Annotated in this window: 21 protein-coding genes; 16 read left to right on the top strand and 5 right to left on the bottom strand. The window is 39.0% G+C overall.

Annotated features, from left to right (window positions below; translation table 11 throughout):
- The first annotated feature begins 201 nt into the window (after nucleotides 1-201).
- The 5 genes from HNQ43_RS03705 to HNQ43_RS03725 are packed head-to-tail and all read left to right on the top strand — an operon-like array spanning nucleotide 202 to nucleotide 4,594.
- On the top strand, nucleotides 202-861 hold the full coding sequence (locus HNQ43_RS03705; protein ID WP_183374901.1) for a hypothetical protein: 660 nt from the start codon (nucleotides 202-204) through the stop codon (nucleotides 859-861).
- 38 nt (nucleotides 862-899) lie between these two features.
- A complete protein-coding gene (locus tag HNQ43_RS03710) occupies nucleotides 900-2,072 on the top strand; it encodes an NAD(P)-dependent malic enzyme (protein ID WP_183374903.1) in 1,173 nt (390 codons plus the stop codon).
- On the top strand, nucleotides 2,072-2,923 hold the full coding sequence (locus HNQ43_RS03715; RefSeq protein ID WP_183374905.1) for a patatin-like phospholipase family protein: 852 nt from the start codon (nucleotides 2,072-2,074) through the stop codon (nucleotides 2,921-2,923). The genes HNQ43_RS03710 and HNQ43_RS03715 overlap by 1 nt, the downstream gene beginning before the upstream one ends.
- Before the next feature lie 30 nt (nucleotides 2,924-2,953).
- A complete protein-coding gene (locus HNQ43_RS03720; protein ID WP_183374907.1) occupies nucleotides 2,954-3,727 on the top strand; it encodes an HAD hydrolase family protein in 774 nt (257 codons plus the stop codon).
- Nucleotides 3,728-3,739: 12 nt separating this feature from the next.
- On the top strand, nucleotides 3,740-4,594 hold the full coding sequence (locus HNQ43_RS03725) for an aldose epimerase family protein (protein ID WP_183374909.1): 855 nt from the start codon (nucleotides 3,740-3,742) through the stop codon (nucleotides 4,592-4,594).
- Between the two features lie 8 nt (nucleotides 4,595-4,602).
- Here the strand turns inward: HNQ43_RS03725 and HNQ43_RS03730 are convergent, their stop codons facing one another.
- Nucleotides 4,603-5,166, bottom strand: a complete 564-nt coding sequence (locus HNQ43_RS03730; RefSeq protein WP_183374911.1) for a hypothetical protein — start codon at nucleotides 5,164-5,166, stop codon at nucleotides 4,603-4,605.
- 179 nt (nucleotides 5,167-5,345) lie between these two features.
- Here HNQ43_RS03730 and HNQ43_RS03735 point away from each other — a divergent pair, with 179 nt between their 5' ends.
- Together HNQ43_RS03735 and agaF are read left to right on the top strand one after the other, a co-directional pair.
- A complete protein-coding gene (locus tag HNQ43_RS03735) occupies nucleotides 5,346-6,521 on the top strand; it encodes an SIS domain-containing protein (RefSeq protein WP_183374913.1) in 1,176 nt (391 codons plus the stop codon).
- An 11-nt stretch (nucleotides 6,522-6,532) separates the two neighbouring features.
- Complete coding sequence (agaF, locus tag HNQ43_RS03740) at nucleotides 6,533-6,961, top strand: PTS galactosamine/N-acetylgalactosamine transporter subunit IIA (protein WP_183374915.1); 429 nt, start codon at nucleotides 6,533-6,535, stop codon at nucleotides 6,959-6,961.
- 37 nt (nucleotides 6,962-6,998) lie between these two features.
- On the opposite strand, the gene HNQ43_RS03745 is transcribed toward agaF, so the two are convergent.
- Nucleotides 6,999-8,159 carry an AraC family transcriptional regulator gene (locus HNQ43_RS03745; RefSeq protein WP_183374917.1) on the bottom strand — a complete coding sequence of 387 codons (1,161 nt, stop codon included), beginning with the start codon at nucleotides 8,157-8,159 and terminating at the stop codon, nucleotides 6,999-7,001.
- Nucleotides 8,160-8,378: 219 nt separating this feature from the next.
- Here HNQ43_RS03745 and agaB point away from each other — a divergent pair, with 219 nt between their 5' ends.
- The 3 genes from agaB to HNQ43_RS03760 are packed head-to-tail and all read left to right on the top strand — an operon-like array spanning nucleotide 8,379 to nucleotide 10,579.
- Complete coding sequence (gene agaB / locus HNQ43_RS03750; protein ID WP_183374919.1) at nucleotides 8,379-8,855, top strand: PTS galactosamine transporter subunit IIB; 477 nt, start codon at nucleotides 8,379-8,381, stop codon at nucleotides 8,853-8,855.
- A 28-nt stretch (nucleotides 8,856-8,883) separates the two neighbouring features.
- Nucleotides 8,884-9,681: a PTS mannose/fructose/sorbose/N-acetylgalactosamine transporter subunit IIC gene (locus HNQ43_RS03755; RefSeq protein WP_183374921.1), complete on the top strand. Its 798-nt coding sequence runs from the start codon at nucleotides 8,884-8,886 to the stop codon at nucleotides 9,679-9,681.
- Nucleotides 9,671-10,579, top strand: a complete 909-nt coding sequence (locus HNQ43_RS03760; RefSeq protein WP_183374923.1) for a PTS system mannose/fructose/sorbose family transporter subunit IID — start codon at nucleotides 9,671-9,673, stop codon at nucleotides 10,577-10,579. The genes HNQ43_RS03755 and HNQ43_RS03760 overlap by 11 nt, the downstream gene beginning before the upstream one ends.
- Nucleotides 10,580-10,675: 96 nt before the next feature.
- Here HNQ43_RS03760 and HNQ43_RS03765 read toward each other — a convergent pair whose 3' ends face one another.
- Both HNQ43_RS03765 and HNQ43_RS03770 read right to left on the bottom strand, forming a co-directional pair.
- A complete protein-coding gene (locus tag HNQ43_RS03765; RefSeq protein WP_183374925.1) occupies nucleotides 10,676-11,254 on the bottom strand; it encodes a hypothetical protein in 579 nt (192 codons plus the stop codon).
- A gap of 55 nt (nucleotides 11,255-11,309) precedes the next feature.
- A complete protein-coding gene (locus HNQ43_RS03770) occupies nucleotides 11,310-12,197 on the bottom strand; it encodes an HNH endonuclease (RefSeq protein ID WP_183374927.1) in 888 nt (295 codons plus the stop codon).
- A 141-nt stretch (nucleotides 12,198-12,338) separates the two neighbouring features.
- Here HNQ43_RS03770 and HNQ43_RS03775 point away from each other — a divergent pair, with 141 nt between their 5' ends.
- The 3 genes from HNQ43_RS03775 to HNQ43_RS03785 are packed head-to-tail and all read left to right on the top strand — an operon-like array spanning nucleotide 12,339 to nucleotide 13,250.
- Nucleotides 12,339-12,692: a DUF6442 family protein gene (locus HNQ43_RS03775; RefSeq protein WP_183374929.1), complete on the top strand. Its 354-nt coding sequence runs from the start codon at nucleotides 12,339-12,341 to the stop codon at nucleotides 12,690-12,692.
- Nucleotides 12,689-13,045, top strand: a complete 357-nt coding sequence (locus tag HNQ43_RS03780) for a DUF6442 family protein (protein ID WP_183374931.1) — start codon at nucleotides 12,689-12,691, stop codon at nucleotides 13,043-13,045. The genes HNQ43_RS03775 and HNQ43_RS03780 overlap by 4 nt, the downstream gene beginning before the upstream one ends.
- On the top strand, nucleotides 13,035-13,250 hold the full coding sequence (locus tag HNQ43_RS03785) for a helix-turn-helix transcriptional regulator (protein WP_183374933.1): 216 nt from the start codon (nucleotides 13,035-13,037) through the stop codon (nucleotides 13,248-13,250). The genes HNQ43_RS03780 and HNQ43_RS03785 overlap by 11 nt, the downstream gene beginning before the upstream one ends.
- A 34-nt stretch (nucleotides 13,251-13,284) precedes the next feature.
- Here HNQ43_RS03785 and HNQ43_RS03790 read toward each other — a convergent pair whose 3' ends face one another.
- Entirely contained in the window at nucleotides 13,285-14,613 is a 1,329-nt protein-coding gene (locus HNQ43_RS03790; RefSeq protein WP_183374935.1) for a class II D-tagatose-bisphosphate aldolase, non-catalytic subunit, read from the bottom strand.
- A gap of 186 nt (nucleotides 14,614-14,799) precedes the next feature.
- Here HNQ43_RS03790 and nagB point away from each other — a divergent pair, with 186 nt between their 5' ends.
- The 3 genes from nagB (at nucleotide 14,800) to murG (ending at nucleotide 17,450) form a co-directional block, all read left to right on the top strand.
- On the top strand, nucleotides 14,800-15,519 hold the full coding sequence (gene nagB, locus HNQ43_RS03795; protein WP_183374937.1) for a glucosamine-6-phosphate deaminase: 720 nt from the start codon (nucleotides 14,800-14,802) through the stop codon (nucleotides 15,517-15,519).
- Between the two features lie 68 nt (nucleotides 15,520-15,587).
- Nucleotides 15,588-16,316: a class B sortase gene (gene srtB, locus HNQ43_RS03800; protein WP_183374939.1), complete on the top strand. Its 729-nt coding sequence runs from the start codon at nucleotides 15,588-15,590 to the stop codon at nucleotides 16,314-16,316.
- A gap of 42 nt (nucleotides 16,317-16,358) precedes the next feature.
- Nucleotides 16,359-17,450, top strand: coding sequence for an undecaprenyldiphospho-muramoylpentapeptide beta-N-acetylglucosaminyltransferase (murG, locus tag HNQ43_RS03805; protein WP_183374941.1), 1,092 nt, complete (start codon nucleotides 16,359-16,361; stop codon nucleotides 17,448-17,450).
- Nucleotide 17,451: the final 1 nt, after the last annotated feature.

Below are 17,451 nucleotides of genomic sequence, written 5' to 3' on the forward strand. Positions count from 1 at the left end.
AAAAGGGGTCAATTCACAGACCCCTAAAATGGTCCCCTAGATTGACCCCTAAATAGACCCCCAAATTGAAGACCCCTAATTATTTTGGATACCCGCTTTTTTGTCTTTTTTAGTACGAGAATTCTCAAAACTACCTTCTTATTTACAAAATATATGTTTTAGGGTATTCTGTAAACAGACATTTTAGCATGGAGAGAGAGTATGGGATATATTATAGCGACGGTATTGGTGGCTCTTTGTCTGATAGCGGTACCGTATTATTTAAGAAAACGAACTTGGACTAATTTGAACCAAGAGATCATGGAAGAAGATTTCGATACTTTTTATTATACGTTAGATTCTTTTAAGTGTAAGATGAGCATGAGTGCTTTTGAACGTGAAAACATGCGATTAAGCGGATATATTGCGCAAAATCGTAAGGATGATGTTGAAGAGCAATTGAATATGATGTTGAATATGCGCATCAAAAAACAGCAAAAGTTAGCGCTGTACCAGCGTGCATTTTATTACTATATCGGACTAGGCCGAGCCAAGAAAACGCGCGATATGATCGATTTGGTGCAAAGTATCGACCCGAGTGCATCCCAAGATCTGGAGATTCAATATAGTATCCTGATCAAAAGAGAAAGCAGGTACATTCAAGAGATTCAAGATCGCATTGATCGCTTATGGGATGGCAAGTCTGAAATGGATCCTTCTAAAGAGATGGCCGTTGGAACTTTGGAGTATTTGCTTGGTCTTCAATACTCTTATAATAACGACATCGATAATATGAATCGTGTTTTTGATCTGGCTTTAAAGCATTGTGCCGGAACGCCATACGAAGAATCTATCTTAAAAATCAAGAAACAAAAAGCATAGAGCATTCTATGTTTTTTCTATTTCAGGAGGGAGAAAATATGGATTACGCAAAAGAAGCATTACGTTATCATGCAGAATGGAACGGAAAGTTGGAAACGGTACCTAAAATGCCGATCCAGAATCGAGATGATCTTTCCATAGCGTATACGCCCGGGGTGGCAGCTCCTTGTTTAGAGATCCAAAAAGATCCCAAGCTTTCGTATACCTACACCGGAAGAGGCCATACGATTGCGGTGATCAGCGATGGAAGTGCTATTCTGGGATTGGGAAATATTGGTCCGGAAGCAGGGATGCCTGTCATGGAAGGAAAATGTGTTCTTTTTAAAGCCCTTAGCGGATTGGATGCCATTCCTTTGTGCCTGAATACTCAAGATACCGATGAACTGGTGCAGATCATATCTTCTTTGGAACCTAGTTTTGGAGGAATCAATTTGGAAGATATCGCAGCGCCTCGTTGTTTTGAAGTGGAGAAACGACTGCAGGAGAAAATGCAGATCCCGGTATTCCATGATGATCAGCATGGTACGGCTATTGTAGTCAGCTCCGCTATCGTCAACGCGCTTCGGTTAGTGAAAAAAGAGAATCCGAATATTGTGATCAACGGGGCTGGAAGTGCTGGTTGTGCAATCGCCCGATTATTGCTGGATCTGGAGTTGGGCAATGTGATCTTAGTGGATAAACAAGGAATCTTGGAGAAGAACATGGAGCTGACAAGCGGACAAAGAGCGTTGATCGATCGCTTGAATATTCATCATCGGACAGGCACTTTGGCTGATGCACTAAAAAATGCCGATGTTTTCATTGGCGTCAGCGCAGGGCATATCGTTTCGAAAGAAATGATTCAAAGCATGAATGAAAAAGCGATCGTATTTGCCATGGCAAATCCGATTCCGGAAATTGAACCAGAAGATGCCAAGGAAGCCGGAGCATATGTAGTCGGAACAGGACGAAGTGATCATCCAAATCAAATCAACAATCTTTTGGCTTTCCCAGGGATCTTTAAAGGTGCCTTGGATGCACAGGCTACAAAGATCAATGACGAGATGAAAAAGGCGGCGGTATTTGCGATTGCTTCCTTGATTTCCGAGGAAGAACTGTCCCCGGATAATATTATAGTTTCAGCCTTAGATCCTCGAGTTGTCCCTGCTGTATCAAAAGCTGTCCAGCAGGCAGCGAAAGATTCTGGCGTGATCAGAAAGTGGGATCGGTAATGGTCAAGGCAGGCTTAGTTTGCGAAGGCGGAGGAACCAAAGCGGCTTATTCTGCTGGAGTGTTACATTGTTTTCTAGATTATAAAATATATTTACCTTACTGTGTGGGGATCTCAGCTGGCAGTGAGATCTTGTTGAGTTATACATCTCGCCAAACGGAACGCCTAAAAGTAACTGGAATCGATGCGCCTTGTCAAAAAGGGGTCGTGGGATTGCGACCGCTTCTGAAGGAGGGCAGCATATTCGGTATTGAAGCGACCAATGATTTTATTGAGAGTCGGGAACCGCTGGATTTCAAAGCTCTGAATCAAAGCAGTACCAAAATGGAAATTGGCCTGTATAATATGGAGACTCATCAAGTAGAGTATTATGACCAAAGTTTTGTTGATCCTGAACAGACGATGATCAAAGCAAGCTGTGCTCTTTTGATCTTGTGTAAACCTTATCAGTTTCAAGGAATCAAATATATGGATGCAGGGCTGATCGATATGATCAGCATCCACCAAAGCATTCGTCAAGGAAATCAGAAACATATCGTGGTATCGACTAAAGAAGAGGGTTATGTACGTAAGCCGGCTCCGAAATACCAGTTGGCTTTATCTAATATAATGTATCGCGATCCTGAAATCACAGCGGCTTTGAAAAAAAGGCATGAACGCTATAATGAGCAGTGGGAAACGATTCATGAGTTAGAATCTCAAAATAAAGCCTTAGTTCTTCGCCCTCATCAGGATTTGGGGGTAACTCGTTATACGACGGATCCTAAAAAGCTGAAACCATGGTATCAGCTGGGATACGATGAAACCAAGGCTAGACTTCCAGAAATCAAAGAATTTTTAGAAATCGAGTGAAAACTCGGTTTTTTTGTTTATAATAATCGTATGGCGGTAGGTTATTTTTTTGATCTTGATGGAACACTGTATACCCATCGAACACACGATGTATCTTCAAATACCATCAAAGCTTTGAATATTTTAAAAGAGAAAGGAAATCGGGTTTTTCTGGCAACCAGCAGAACCATGGCAGAATTAGATCATTTACCAAGCTCTTTGCGGCAATTTCCTTTCGATGGACGCATTTTAGAAGGAGGTGCTCGAATTCTTGATAAAGAAGGCAATGATCTTTTTAAAGTGAAGATTCCTTCTTCCAGCATGAAGCAGATCCAGGATCTTTGTCAAAGGCATGGATGGATATGGCGCTACAGCAATTCTTTTGGAAATTTTTGGGCGGTTTTGCCTACGGTGTCAGCACATCATGCGTATTTTAAGCTTTACCTATGTGCACCTACTTATGCCCCTTATACCAATCAGGAAGTGTTGAATGTTTTGATCTTTTTGAATGATCCTTCAAATGTAGAGATGATCAAGAGAGGTGTGAAGGACTGCAGCTTTGTGGATTTTCGACATGCGGTTGAAATTCGTGAAAAAAGTGTTGATAAGATCAATGGCGTCAATTGGTGCAAGAAAGCTTTTGATTTGAGTGAGATCTATTGTTTTGGAGATGGTGAAAATGATATTGACATGCTCAAGGGTGCCGATCATGGACTTTGTATGGGAAATGGACATCCGCGTCTGAAAGCTGTAGCGGATGAAGTGATAAAAAGTGTGGATCAAGATGGAGTCTACCAGTATCTTAAAATGAATCAGTTGATTTAGGAGGAGTACAAAATGGAATATGTATTGGAAAATGAACACGTTCGTTTAGAATGTATGGAACAAGCTGGTCAGATGAAACACTTTATAGATAAAGATCGAAATGTGGAGCTTCTTTATCAAGGTGATCAGGGATGGTCAGGAAGAAATCCTTCTTTGTTTCCAATTGTAGGAAACACTTGGACAAAAGATTATAAAATTGATGGAAAAACATATGCGATGAAAAATCATGGGTTGATTCGTTATGCTGATTTGAAAGGAAAACAAGAAAGGGATGCGATTCTCTTTACTTTTGATTCCAATGAAGATACAAAAGCGCAATATCCCTTTGATTTCCACTATGAAATGAGATATACCCTGGAACAAAAAACATGCAAGATCCACTATTCGATCACAAATACGGGAGTGAGAACCATGCCTTTTACTTTTGGCTTGCATCCTGCCTTTCGCATTCCTCAAAAACCAGGAGAAGTGTTTGAGGACTATTCTTTTGTTTTTGAAAAGGAAGAGCATGCTAAACAGATGCTGATCGATCGTCAGCCGCATGAATTAAAGGATGTGACTTTTAAAGAGTGGAAGCTGAGTTATGAAGAGATTTATCAAGCTTTGACGATTATCTACCAAGATCTGCAGTCAAAATATCTGACAGTTTGTTACAAGGGAGAACCAAGAATCCGGTTCCATTTTGACGGATTTCCTTATCTTGCCATTTGGACACATGAAAAGAAATCCGATTTTATCTGTATCGAACCTTGGTATGGTCATGCGGATTTTGAACCTGGCCATGATGACTTCTATACACGTGAAGGGACGATGTGCTTGGAACCAGGCGAAACTTTTGAAACAGAGTATTCTTATGAAGCATTATAAAAACGCGGTTATCCCGCGTTTTTTCTTGCTTTGACTCTGACAAGGACGACGATTTGAAAGATCGCGTAAGCGATACATAGTGCTAGAACTGCCCAGCTGGCAATAATATAAAGGCCTTGATAATTAGAATAATAACTGTTATAAACAATCAAAGCTCCTAACAGAAGATAAAGAATCGTTTTCAGAACGATTTTTTCGGTGCCCTGGGCTTCAAAATTAGCATAGTAATCTTTATAGGTTTTTGGCTGGAACTTCTTTACCGGTTGTTCGGTCTGCAAAAATTTATAAAACTTCCATTCCAGAAATAACCATACTAAAACAGAAATCGCAATAGATACCCAGAAAGGGACGCCAAACCATTCATTTAATAAAGTAAATAAAACGACGAATACGGAAATCGCCAAGATATATCGCTTTCGATATAATTCAAACGTTCTATAATCATAAGTGGGAATATAAACCGCTTGTTTTAAAAATGGATGTTTATAGATCGTTCGATTTTTTTCATCCTGATATAAGTTGAGTCCAACAGGAGCTGTGATTTCCTGTTTGACTTTTGAATTTCTTGCCATAAATCTTCCCTCGTTTCTAGGGGTTATTATAAAAGAAAGCGCAAAAGATTACAAATTCTATCGAAAAAAGACAACAAATTTGCATATTTTAACCAGAAATGAACATATAAATTTAAAAAGTTAAAAATAAAGGTATAATAAAAAGTACAAGGGAAGCGATTTCAGAGGAGGAAAAAAGCATGTTAGGAAAAGACAAAAATACTTGGGCAGATCTGACTGCAACCTATACAGCACAAGAGATCTACCAGCAGCCAAACACTTGGGCTAAAACGATCGCACAAATTAAAGCAGAAAAAGAGGATTTGAAAAAGTTCCTCGATCCAATCTTGAATGCCGGAGACATTGAGATCATTTTTGCAGGTGGTGGAACGAGTGAATATGTGGGAAACGCGGTGTATTCTTATGTAAACCGTTATACGGACTTCCATGCCAGCAGCTATGCTTCTACCGATATCGTAGAAACACCAGAAAACTATCTTTCTCGTAACAAAAAGACTTTATTGATCAACTTTGCACGTTCTGGAAATTCACCGGAAAGCGTGGGTAGTGTACAAATGGCAGAAGAGATCTGTAAAGAAAATGTATATCATTTGTTCATTACTTGTAACAAAGACGGTGCTTTATCACATTTGGCAGAAAAAATGGATAATGCTTACTGCATCAATTTGACTCCAGAAACTCATGACCAGAGTTTTGCGATGACATCCAGTTTCTCTAATATGTATCTGGCAAGCGTTCTGTGCTTCCGCTTGGATGCTTTAGATGAAATGGAAGCAACTATGAAATCTGTCATCGAACAAGGACAGGTGTTCTTAGATGAAGGATATACTAAAGTTGTTGATCTGATCAATGATTTCTATTATGACCGTCTGATTTATTTAGGAGCAAACTGCTTGAAAGGTGTTGCTCAAGAAAGTCAGTTGAAAACTTGTGAATTAACGGCTGGTCAAGTAACAACATTCTTTGACAGTCCATTAGGTTTCCGTCACGGACCAAAATCCGTAATCAATGACCAGGCATTGACGGTTGTTTACATTTCAGATGATCCATACCAGAGACAGTATGAATACGATCTTGTGAAAGAAATGAGCGGACAGCGAAAGAAAAATCGTATCTTGGCAGTAGCTGGTCATGATTATCCAGAGATTCGTGAACTGGTAGATACTTATATCAGTTTTGATCTGGATGCACCAAAAGACAATATCTTCTTGGGTCTTGACTATATCTTGGTCGCTCAAGTATTGGGATTGTATAAATCCATTTCAATGAACTGTACACCGGATAATCCATGTCCAACAGGAGAAGTAAACCGTGTTGTTCAGGGGGTAACGATTTACCCATACACTGCAAAGTAGGAGGAAAAACGATGATTGGATTGATTGTAACAGGACACGGACATTTTGCTTCGGGACTGACAAGCAGTCTAAAGCTGATTGCCGGAGAACCTCAAAATTATGTAGCTGTTGATTTTGAAGAAACGGATTCAACAGATGATTTGGCAAAAAAACTCACAGAAGCTATGGATTCTCTTTCAGAATGCAAAGAAATTCTGGTTTTAAGTGATTTAGCAGGTGGTTCACCTTTCAAAACGAGCGTGGAAATCGGATTCCCTCGCGGAAATGTTGAAGTCATTGCCGGAACGAACTTAGGAATGTTGGTTGAGATCAATTTAACAAGAACTTTCTCTGAAAGTGTAAAAGATCTTGCGGAATCTGCTGTAAACGTTGGCAAGGATCAAGTCGTTCGCTTCGTTTACAAACCAGTTGAAAAGATCGAAGTATCTGACGGAATCTAAATCGTATAAAAATAAGCGAGCATATGGCTCGCTTATTTTATTGGTTGATCGATTTTGCGTAATCTGTAGGGGACATGCCGTACTGCAATTTGAATTTACGTGAAAAATAATGAATTGAAGTAAAACCAAGCATGTCAGAGATCTCAGATATCGTATATTTATGTTCCTGAATCAGCAATTTAGCTTGATTGAGTTTCAAATTAGAAATGTAGTGTTTTGGCGTAATGTTGATATTTGAACGAAATAGTGTTTGTAGACTGCTTCGTGAGATCGAGAATTTTTGACAGAGGTCTTCCACAGTAAATGCGGTAAAGAGGTTGTTGTGGATGAAGACCAGAATCTCATTGAGCAGTGTATTTTCATAATGTTCCTGCATCGGGTTGATATTAGATTCTTCGTCGCTCTTGGTGTCAAACTGATACAGCAAGATCAACACTTCTTTAAGATAAAGCAAAGCTAATTCTTCACTGAGATATTCTTTGGATTGAATAGCTTTCATAAAAGCGGACAACACATTGTAGATATCTTTTCGAGTTTTAAAAACACGGTTCATTAAAGAGGCGTCCATATCATTCTTCATATCAAAAGTAATTGTTAGATAAGAACAAGTGCTGTGTTCGTCTGTGCTCTGGGTGTGGAATTGTCCAGGATAATAAATGATCAGATCGTATTTATTCAATTGATAAGGCTTGCCATCGATCGTCATATGAAGGGAACCGTGGTCAATGTATGTCAGTTCATAAAAGTCATGGCTTTCTCCGGGAAAATCATAATTCGATTTTCGAACTTGATAAAAACAAGTTAAGATTTCTTTTAAATCGATTTTGGAGACGATTCGCTCATAGATATAAGGCACTTTCATCTTTTTTTGATTTAAGCCGGTAGGGGCATAAGCAATATGGATCTTGCTTGTGTTGGAAATTGATACAAAATTAAAATAAACCCCTGGGTTTAAACGGATGACACGGTGAATAACAAATTCACTGTAGTTGATTCCATCTTTGCTGACAACCAGCATTACGATTCCGCTTTGGCAAGATAAATAAACAGAGGTGCTGGAATAATAATAGGAGTCGAAGCTTTTATTGTCGATTTGAATCGTATTGGAAATGGTGGCACTGTTTTGCCCGGCGCTTTTCATATCATAAAAGACACTTCCGAAGGTTTGGAATAAATAATTTGTTGTTCTTTTTAGCATGAAAACTCTCCTTTTTTTTAAAATCAATCACAATGTGGGTTAAAAATGAATAGAATGAAGTGAATTTTTAAGAAAATTAACTTTAAAAATCATCTTCTCTATTAAAAAGTATAAACAACTAATCAAAATGTGTAAAGGGAAAAATCATTCTCATAGTATAATGATACCAGATAGATTTCCGTGGAAAGAAAGCGCTATCATTCAGAAAGGAGAGAGAATATGCCAAACATTCTGTTGACAAGAATCGACAATCGTTTGATTCATGGTCAGGTTGCTACACAGTGGAGTGGTGTTTTAGGTGCTAACTTGCTGTTGGTGGCAAACGATGCTGTTGCAGGAGATGAATTCCGTCAGGGATTGATGAACATGGCAGCTCCAGCTTATGCTCAGACTCGTTTCTTCTCTATTCAGAAAACGATCGACATTATTGGAAAAGCCAGCCCTGCACAGAAAATCTTTATTATTTGCGAGACTCCACAAGATGTATTAAGACTTGTGGAAGGTGGTGTTCCAATTAAGAAAGTAAATATTGGAAACATGCATATGGCCGAAGGAAAACGTCAGGTTGCAACTTCTGTTGCGGTAAATGATGATGATGTTGCCTGCTTCAAAAAATTGCAGGAACTTGGTGTTGAATTAGAGATTCAACGTGTACCGGATATTGCTCCGGAAAGCCTTGACAAACTTTGGAAATAATTATTGATAATTTAAGGAGAAAGTTTTTATGGACATTAATATTATTGAGTTAGTGTTATTGGCTGTCGTAACTTTTATCTTTGCGATCGACCAGTTCTCATTAACTGAAATCATCTATCGTCCTATCATCGCTTGTCCAATCATGGGTATCATCTTAGGTGATGTTCAGACTGGTTTAGTAGTTGGTGGTACATACGAATTGATGATGATCGGTAACATGCCTGTTGGTGGAGCTCAGCCTCCGAACGCTGTATTAGGTAGCGTTGTTGCTATGGTGTTCGCTGTTAAAGCTCAGTTAGATGTAAATGCTGCCTTAGGTGCATGTATGATCTTTGCTACATTCGGACAGTACATCGTTACATTGCTGTTCTCTGCAGCTTCTGGTTTGATGTCAATGTGTGACAAAGCTGCTGCTGAAGGTAATCCTAAAGGAATCACTAAAGCTTTGAACATTCATATGCTTTGCTTAGGTGGATTATTCGCTGTTATCGCTATCATTGCTTATGTTGGTGGTACTGCAATGTCTGAACCTTTACAGTCTTTAGCTGACAATGCTTCTTGGTTCATGGGTGGTTTGAGTGCCGCTGGTGGAATGATGCGTTTCGTAGGTTTCGGTATCCTGTTGAAGATCATGATGTCAAACGATCTTTGGGGATGGCTGTTGGCTGGTTTCGTATTCGCTTTGGTTATCGGAAATATCGAACCATTGGCTAGCGCTACATTGATCTTAGTTGCATTCGTAGGTGTATGCTTCGCACTGTTAGACTTTAAACTTACAACAATGGAAAAGAATGCTCAGCAAGGAGGTGTAAGTGATGGAATCTAATGTAATGACAACTTATAAAGATACTACTCCAGCACCTAGAGTTGAGAAGAAAATCTTAAATAAAATGGTTTGGCGTTCAATGCAGCTGCAAGCTTGCTTCAACTATGAACGTATGCAATCTGCTGGATGGTTGTGGGCAATGCTTCCTGGTCTTCAAGCAGTTCATAAGAACAAAGATGATTTGGCAGCATCCATGACTCATAACATGGACTTCTTGAACACTCACCCATTTGCTGTAACATTCGTTATGGGTATTGTTCTTTCAATGGAACAAGCTAAAACTGATATTCAGACTATTCGTTCTGTTCGTATTTCAGTTGCTGCTCCTTTAGGTGGTATTGGTGATGCATTGTTCTGGTATACTTTGATTCCTATCACTGCTGGTTTGACTGCAAACATGGCTATTGAAGGAAGTATTATCGGACCGATCCTTTACTTCATCATCGCATTTGGTGTTGAAATGGCATTGCGTTATGGCTTGATGTATTGGTCTTACAACTTAGGTATGAAAGCAGTTCAAATGATGACTGCTAATGCCAAAGCCTTTACACATGCTGCTAGCGTATTAGGTGTATTTGTTGTTGGTGCCTTGATTTCTAACTATGGTTCTGGAACTAAATTAGGTATCTCTATCCCTAATGGACAGACTGTTGCTGAAGATGGCGAAACAATGGTAGACGTATTTATCAACATTCAAGATTACTTGAACATGATCTTGCCTTGCTTGATTCCATTACTGTTTACTTTAATGTGCTACTTCTTAATTTCTAAAAAGGGATGGACTCCTGTTAAGTGTATTGGATTGTTCCTTGTTATCGGTATCGTTGGTGGTATCTTCGGTATCTGGGCAGGAACTTATACACCACTAGTACCAGTTCCTTGGCAGGTAGTTGCTTAATTAAAAGCAAATTCTCTCTAATTTCCACAAAAAGAGGGCTTCGTATTCGAAGCTCTTTTTTTCTTGTTCAAATAAAAAAATGGCAAGCGTTTCTGCTTACCATTCAACGATATCTTCATTACTATCTGATTTGTTTTGAGTATTTTCCTGTTTTAAGAGAATGTATTCTTTAAAAGGTGTAATGATTCCCGAATCAATCTTTTTATGACTACCTTCCAAGATTTGTAATTGATCTTGGAATATCGAAGACTGTGTTAATTTTTCTCCCACCTTGCCGGCTTTAAAAGGAGATGGATCTTTATCCATTTGCATGAACATTGTCTTTAATTCCATATATTTTGCTTGATGATCAGTTCCCGTGCTTTCATACACTTCGTCAAGAATGGCCTGACAAAACATCTTGACAACACGCATATCAACATTGCTTTTAAAGATCAAGAAAGGAATCTTGTCATTGGTTACTTTTAATGGCTGAGACGTGATGAATTTATGGATCAACGCATCATAACATTCATCAACCATCGCATCCATATATAAGTTATAGTCTGCATCGGTTTTAGCCCTTTCCTCGTCTTTGATCATCTCAAAGTAGAGCGTCGGATTGATACTGCAATGTTTAAAAAAGGTCCCTTTAGTTTTTGTGGCATAGAGTACGGGATATTGTTTTTGACTCATAGAAATCCTCCCAAATGTATTCCTATTCTACTATGATTTTTAATATTTGAAAAGTTTAGAGAGGATCTCTAAAAATGTGTTTTCGATGATATTCCATATACAATTGACGACTCTTTGTCATCAATTTAGGATCCAGATCATGGAGGGCAAAATGCTCCGGATGTTTTAAATCTCTGGACATGATGAGTTTTCCGTTGGGGCCAAACGTAATATAGCCCTGGTCAAATAAGAAATCGTGATTTCTGCATAGAAGCAATCCGTTGTTGTGGTCTGCGGCCTCAAAGATATGCGCACAGTCTCGGAAAGGCTTGATATGACTCGCAATCAACATATGCGGCATATGGATCCCGCAGATCGGGCAGGTTCGATCAAATTCATGCATTAGCGTATCTTTGAAAAAAACTTGCAGATCTTTGGAGATATCACGGTTTGTCGGGATCCCTCGCTTTGGCATGATCTTTAAGAGAAAATCTTTGCATTCTAAATTGACCATTTCCCGATCTTGATTCTTATAAGGAATCGAAGAATCTTTGTGAATAATGGAATCCGTATATAGAATGGATAATGTATCACTGATGATCTTGTGGGGATCTTCTTTTTTGATGCGATCGATATACGAATAAATTTTTTTATCTTTGATCTTGATATCACATTCAGCCAATAACTCTTTTTCAAATTTAAACATTTCCCAAAATGCCAGGATCTCGGGAATACTATTATGTTTTGCCCGGGCAAAGATCACAGCACAAGGGAAGAGATCCACTTCATCGCCGATCCATTCTAAGGCATGATGCCTTTGCAAGGTGTTGAGTGTCGATTCAATATATCGTTTAGAAAATTGTGTTTCTTTTTGTACATCTAAGATCAGTTCATGGCGGGTTGGATTTTCTAAGCTGCTTCCATTGATCGCCAGGATCAACTTTTTTAAAGTGTTTTTATTCATAATTCCAGTTTACCATAGTTTATAAAAAAAATATTGGATGACTTGGATCATTACTTGTCTTTTTCGGTCGTCTGATTGACAAGTATACTTGGCAATGTAATAATAGAGTTGACAAGAACACTTGGCAAAGGAGGTATTGTCATGAACAAAGATGAGATTCTGAGAAGAAGTCGCAATGAGAATATAGATGGTGATGAAAGAGAAGTGCTGCTGACAAAATCCGCTGAAAACAACGGATTTAAGGCCATCGCCATTTTGTCGGGAAGCTTAATGGCTTTGGGCTGTATAGGTTTAGCTTCGGGAGATGTAACAATTCTTGGGATCCAAATGCCTTTTGACATATTGATGTCATTGATCTGGTTTATAGGTATGGGTGTCGAATGTTATTCAAAATATCAAATTCGTAAAAAGAAAAAATATTTGGTCTATCTATTCGCGTGTTTTATCCTATGCGCTGGAATTGTGATCAAATCTCTTTGGAGGTATTTTTTATGAATCGAGAAGATGTTTTATCAAAAAGCCGTTATGAAAATAAAAAGGGAGACGAAAGAGAACGTTTATTAAAATACCAATCTTATTCGATCAGTTTTGCGATCCTTGCGGCGAGTTTGATGATTGTTTCTTTTCTTTCCTATCTTAACGTGATTCATGGGAAGATTCGGATGGGGGAAGTCACTTTTTCTCTATACGAATTAACATTGTTTCTGCTTTTTGAATTTGGGATCATATTTGGTCTTTCACGATTTGTTTTATTAAAAAAGAAAGTTTCTTTAATTTGGATCCTGATCAGTTTTGCGGGGTTTCTTATGTTATTTTTAGGAATCTATGGAGTCGGGCATGCAGGATGAGTTGATTTTAAAGAACCGGTTAAAAGAGGTACGCCAAGAAAAAGGACTTTCTCAGGCTGCTTTGGCAGAACTGGTAGGGGTATCTCGTAATACCATCAGCTCGATTGAGACGGGACAGTTTAATCCGACCGCAAAATTGGCGTTGATTTTGTGTATTGCCTTGGATCAGAGATTTGAAGAATTATTTTATTTTGAAGAAGAATAAAAAAGCCGATCGTTTGGGATCGGCTTTTGTCGTATTATTCGTTGACCAGTTTTTCTTGATGGCTGGCGAATGTATATTCTTCGATCGTATAAGCAACGCGGGCTTTGATCAAGGCTTCAGGTGTATTTTCCAGTTTTCCTTCTCGAACTGCCGTATATTGGATCGGCATGTATTGCGACAACAATGGAAGGGAAACCGGATGTTCTTTTAAATTGCTCAATAATGTATCCAAAGCTTTTTGAACTTTTGGATTTGGCATATAGTAACGAGAACGGTCGGAGAAAGAGTATTGACGTTTGAAGGCAATTTCTTTTTCTGTTCCATGATAGTATGGAGCCCATTTACCTGGATTTTCTAACATCACTTCATCTAATACATCTTTAAAATGGCTTGTTTCAAAACCATAGACTTTTGCTAATTCCTCTTCGATCATGCATAAAGAGAAAATCCCTTCGCGAGCAGCATAAGTCAATCCCGGACCAACTTTCAAGATGCCTACACCATCCTCGATGAGTTCCTTTAATTTATACTTTGTTTGATAATCTGTAGAATGGCCTTCAAATACAAGATTATTATAATCTTTGATGGAGGCCATCAACTCTTTGGCTCGTTCACGATCATATTCTTCACATCCGGCATCTTTTTCTTCAACACCAGGCTGAACAACAGCAGCCATAACATATTTCCAGGCATCTTGTATACCCATTTCTTCGAACGCTTTTTCAAAAGTGGAAACTGTTGATTTAAAATCTTCTGGTTTCGTGACTTGCATGCCGGCATCTTCGCTAACGGCACCGCCAGGAATTGGAACTTCGCTTCCAACGATATAGACTGGATGGATCGCATCTGGTTTTTCTTCTAAAAGCTCTTGATAAGCTTCTTCGCATACTTTTGCGAGAGTGGCACCTCTTCGGGCAATAGTTTCATCGCTCAAACGAATATTTGGATCATCATCAGCCACTTTCATACTAGTATCGATATGGATCTTTGTAAAACCAGCACGGACATAATCATGAACCAAAGTCTTTGCGTATTCCATGGCTTCCGCTTCTGGCTTGTTGGAAACTGTCAAAGGTCCAAGATGATCACCACCCAAGAAGATGCGATCTTCTGGAAGGCCGGCTTTTTGTGCTTCGCTCAGGCAATATGCATAGAAATCTTTCGGAGTCATTCCGGAGTATCCGCCATTTTGATCAACCTGGTTTGCGGTGGATTCAATCAATACACATGAATTTTGTTTGACAGCAGTTTCGATGGCCGCCTCGATGACAAAAGCATTGCTGGAGCAGCAAGAATAGATCCCTACGGCTTCTCCTTGTTTTTGCCGTTTTATGATGTTTAATAACGGGTTTTGTTTTGGCATAACATTTCCTCCTACGATATCTTTATTATACTATTTCTATTTGTACAAGTTTATTTTTTTCGTAAAATTTACAAATAAAAAGTATAAAAGTGTAAACCCACTAAAAAAGATAAAACGTTTACAAAAAAAGAGCTTTGAAACGATTTCCTGTATGTTATAATTTGAATAAATGACGGAGGTATTACTATGAATGTAATTGTATGTGAAAATTATGATGAAATGTCGGCTAAGGCTTTTGAAGTCATGAAAGAAGTTGTCGCAAAAGGTAATGTCGTATTAGGATTGGCTACCGGAAGTTCTCCAGTGGGACTTTATCAGTGCATGATCAAAGATCATGAAGAAAATGGTACAAGCTACAAAAGTATTCGAACATATAACTTAGACGAATATGTGGGAATTGACCGAGACAATGCACAATCTTATTACACCTTCATGAAAGAGAATCTGTTTGATCATATTGATATTGATCCTGAGAACACACATGTTCCTTATGGAAACTGCAAAGAAGATTGCGAAGCATATGAAGCACAACTGGATAAAGTTTCCATTGACTTGCAGTTGTTAGGAATTGGACGTAATGGTCATATCGGGTTCAATGAACCAGGTACATCATTTGATGAATTGACTCATATCGTGGATTTGACACCTAGTACGATCGAAGCAAATGCTCGTTTCTTTGACAACGATATGAACAAAGTTCCAAAACAGGCAATTTCTATGGGAATCGGAACAATCATGAAATCGAAAAAGATCTTGTTGGTTGCTTCAGGAAAAGATAAAGCTGAAGCAGTGAAAGCTATGGTCGAAGGGCCTGTGACAACAGATATGCCGGCTTCCGCATTACAAAATCACCCAGATGTTACTGTGGTTGTGGATAAAGAAGCTGCTGGTTTACTGACAAAATAATCCGTATCAGGGAGTGTGAACTCCCTTTTTTATTGCGCAAAAGCAGCCAGATAGTTTAATATGGGGGTATGAAAAAATGGGCATATCGTATATTGATGATTGTTTGTATCGTTGTATTTGGTTTTAGTGCATATCAGTTATGGACAATCTATTCAACCCAGAACACGGTCCAAGAGGAAACAAAAGAATTGGAAAAACTGGTGGTGACCGATCAGGGGTTTGAACCCGATTGGCAAGCGCTGCAGGCGCAGAATCCGGATATTATTGCTTGGATCGTAGTGCCGGATTGTGAGATTTCCTATCCAGTCGTTCAGGGCGAGGATAATTCATACTACTTAGATCATACGGTCAATAAAGAAGCAAATCGCATGGGATCGATCTTTTTGGATGCGGATGCTCCTGCTGATTTTAGTCAGGATAATTCAATTATCTATGGACATTCAGTGGATATCGGCGGTATGTTCACAGCACTTTCTAATTTTGATGATCTTGATTTTTTTGCATCACATCCGTTTTTTTATCTGCTGACGCCTTCTGCCAATTATGAATGCTCTATCGTTTTCTTTGCGAAGGATATAGATGGTTCGGTATACTATACGACTTCATTCGGAGACTTTAGAGAGGAAAGACTATCAGAAATGAAAAATAAGGCTCAATACCAGAATGATGTGGACGTATCTGAGGGAAATTTCGTGACCTTGTCGACGTGTGATTTGGATTACGGGTTCGATAGTGATCAGCGGCTCATCTTGATGGGAAAGCTAAATAAGACAGAAGAACCGATCAATGTAGACTAAAAATCGTTGAATCTAGTTTTTTTGTGATATACTTATTCAGATATGAAAATAGCTTGTGTAACGGGAGGCACGGGAGGACATATTTATCCGGCGTTGGCCTTGATGGATATGTTTAAAGAAAAAGATCCGGCCTGTGATATTTTATTTATTGGAAATGATGATCGAATGGAGGCCCAATTGATTCCAGAAAGAGGGTATCCATTCACATCGCTTCATACATCGGGTTTGGTTGGATCGCCTATTCGCAAGATGAAGGCGGTCGGTCAGCTCTTTTTTGCATATCAAAAAAGCAAAAAGATTTTAAAGTCTTTTCAACCAGATCTAGTGATCGGCTTCGGGGGATATGTTTCTGCGCCTGTCATCTTGGCAGGGCATGCTTTGGGAATCTGCACAATGATCCATGAACAAAATTCGATCGTTGGGAAAGCCAATCAATTGGTTATGAACAAGGTGGATCGCATCATAACGTGTTATGAAAAATGTTCAGAGATTTTCCCGAAAGAAAAAACGGTTTTGTTGGGGAATCCGCGAGCTACGATTGCTAAAGAAGCTAAACTGGATACGGATTATTATGATTCACTGGGTTTGGATCCCGCTAAGAAAACGATTTTGATCATGATGGGCTCATTAGGGTCCAGCAGTGTTAATCAGTTGATGAAGGATGCCCTAAAAGGAGTCACAGAAGATCTTCAGTTTCTCTATGTATGTGGGAAAGATAATTTAGAAGATATTGCTTTATTTGAGGGCATGGATCATGTCCATGTCGTAGGTTATGTGGATACATTAAAAATATATGAGAAAGTCGATGGAATGATCTGTCGGGCAGGCGCAACTACTTTGGCGGAAGTGACTGCTTTAGGTCTTCCTTCCATCTTGATTCCAAGCCCTTATGTGGCTAACAATCATCAGTTTTATAATGCCAGTGTACTGGTTGATCAAGGGGCAGCATTGATGATCGAGGAAAAGGATCTCAATGCCGATTCTTTACACCGGGCGATTGTTGAACTGTTTTTAGATGAAAAGAAGATGCAGCTGGTATGCAAAAATGCTTTGGAGCTGGGGAAACCAAATGCAGCATATGACATTATCGAGGAGTGTCGACAATGTATCATTCTACATAAGAGGGGGAAATAGA

Origin of the sequence: Faecalicoccus acidiformans (assembly GCF_014202635.1) — a bacterium.
Taxonomy (GTDB): Bacteria; Bacillota_I; Bacilli_A; order Erysipelotrichales; family Erysipelotrichaceae; genus Faecalicoccus; species Faecalicoccus acidiformans.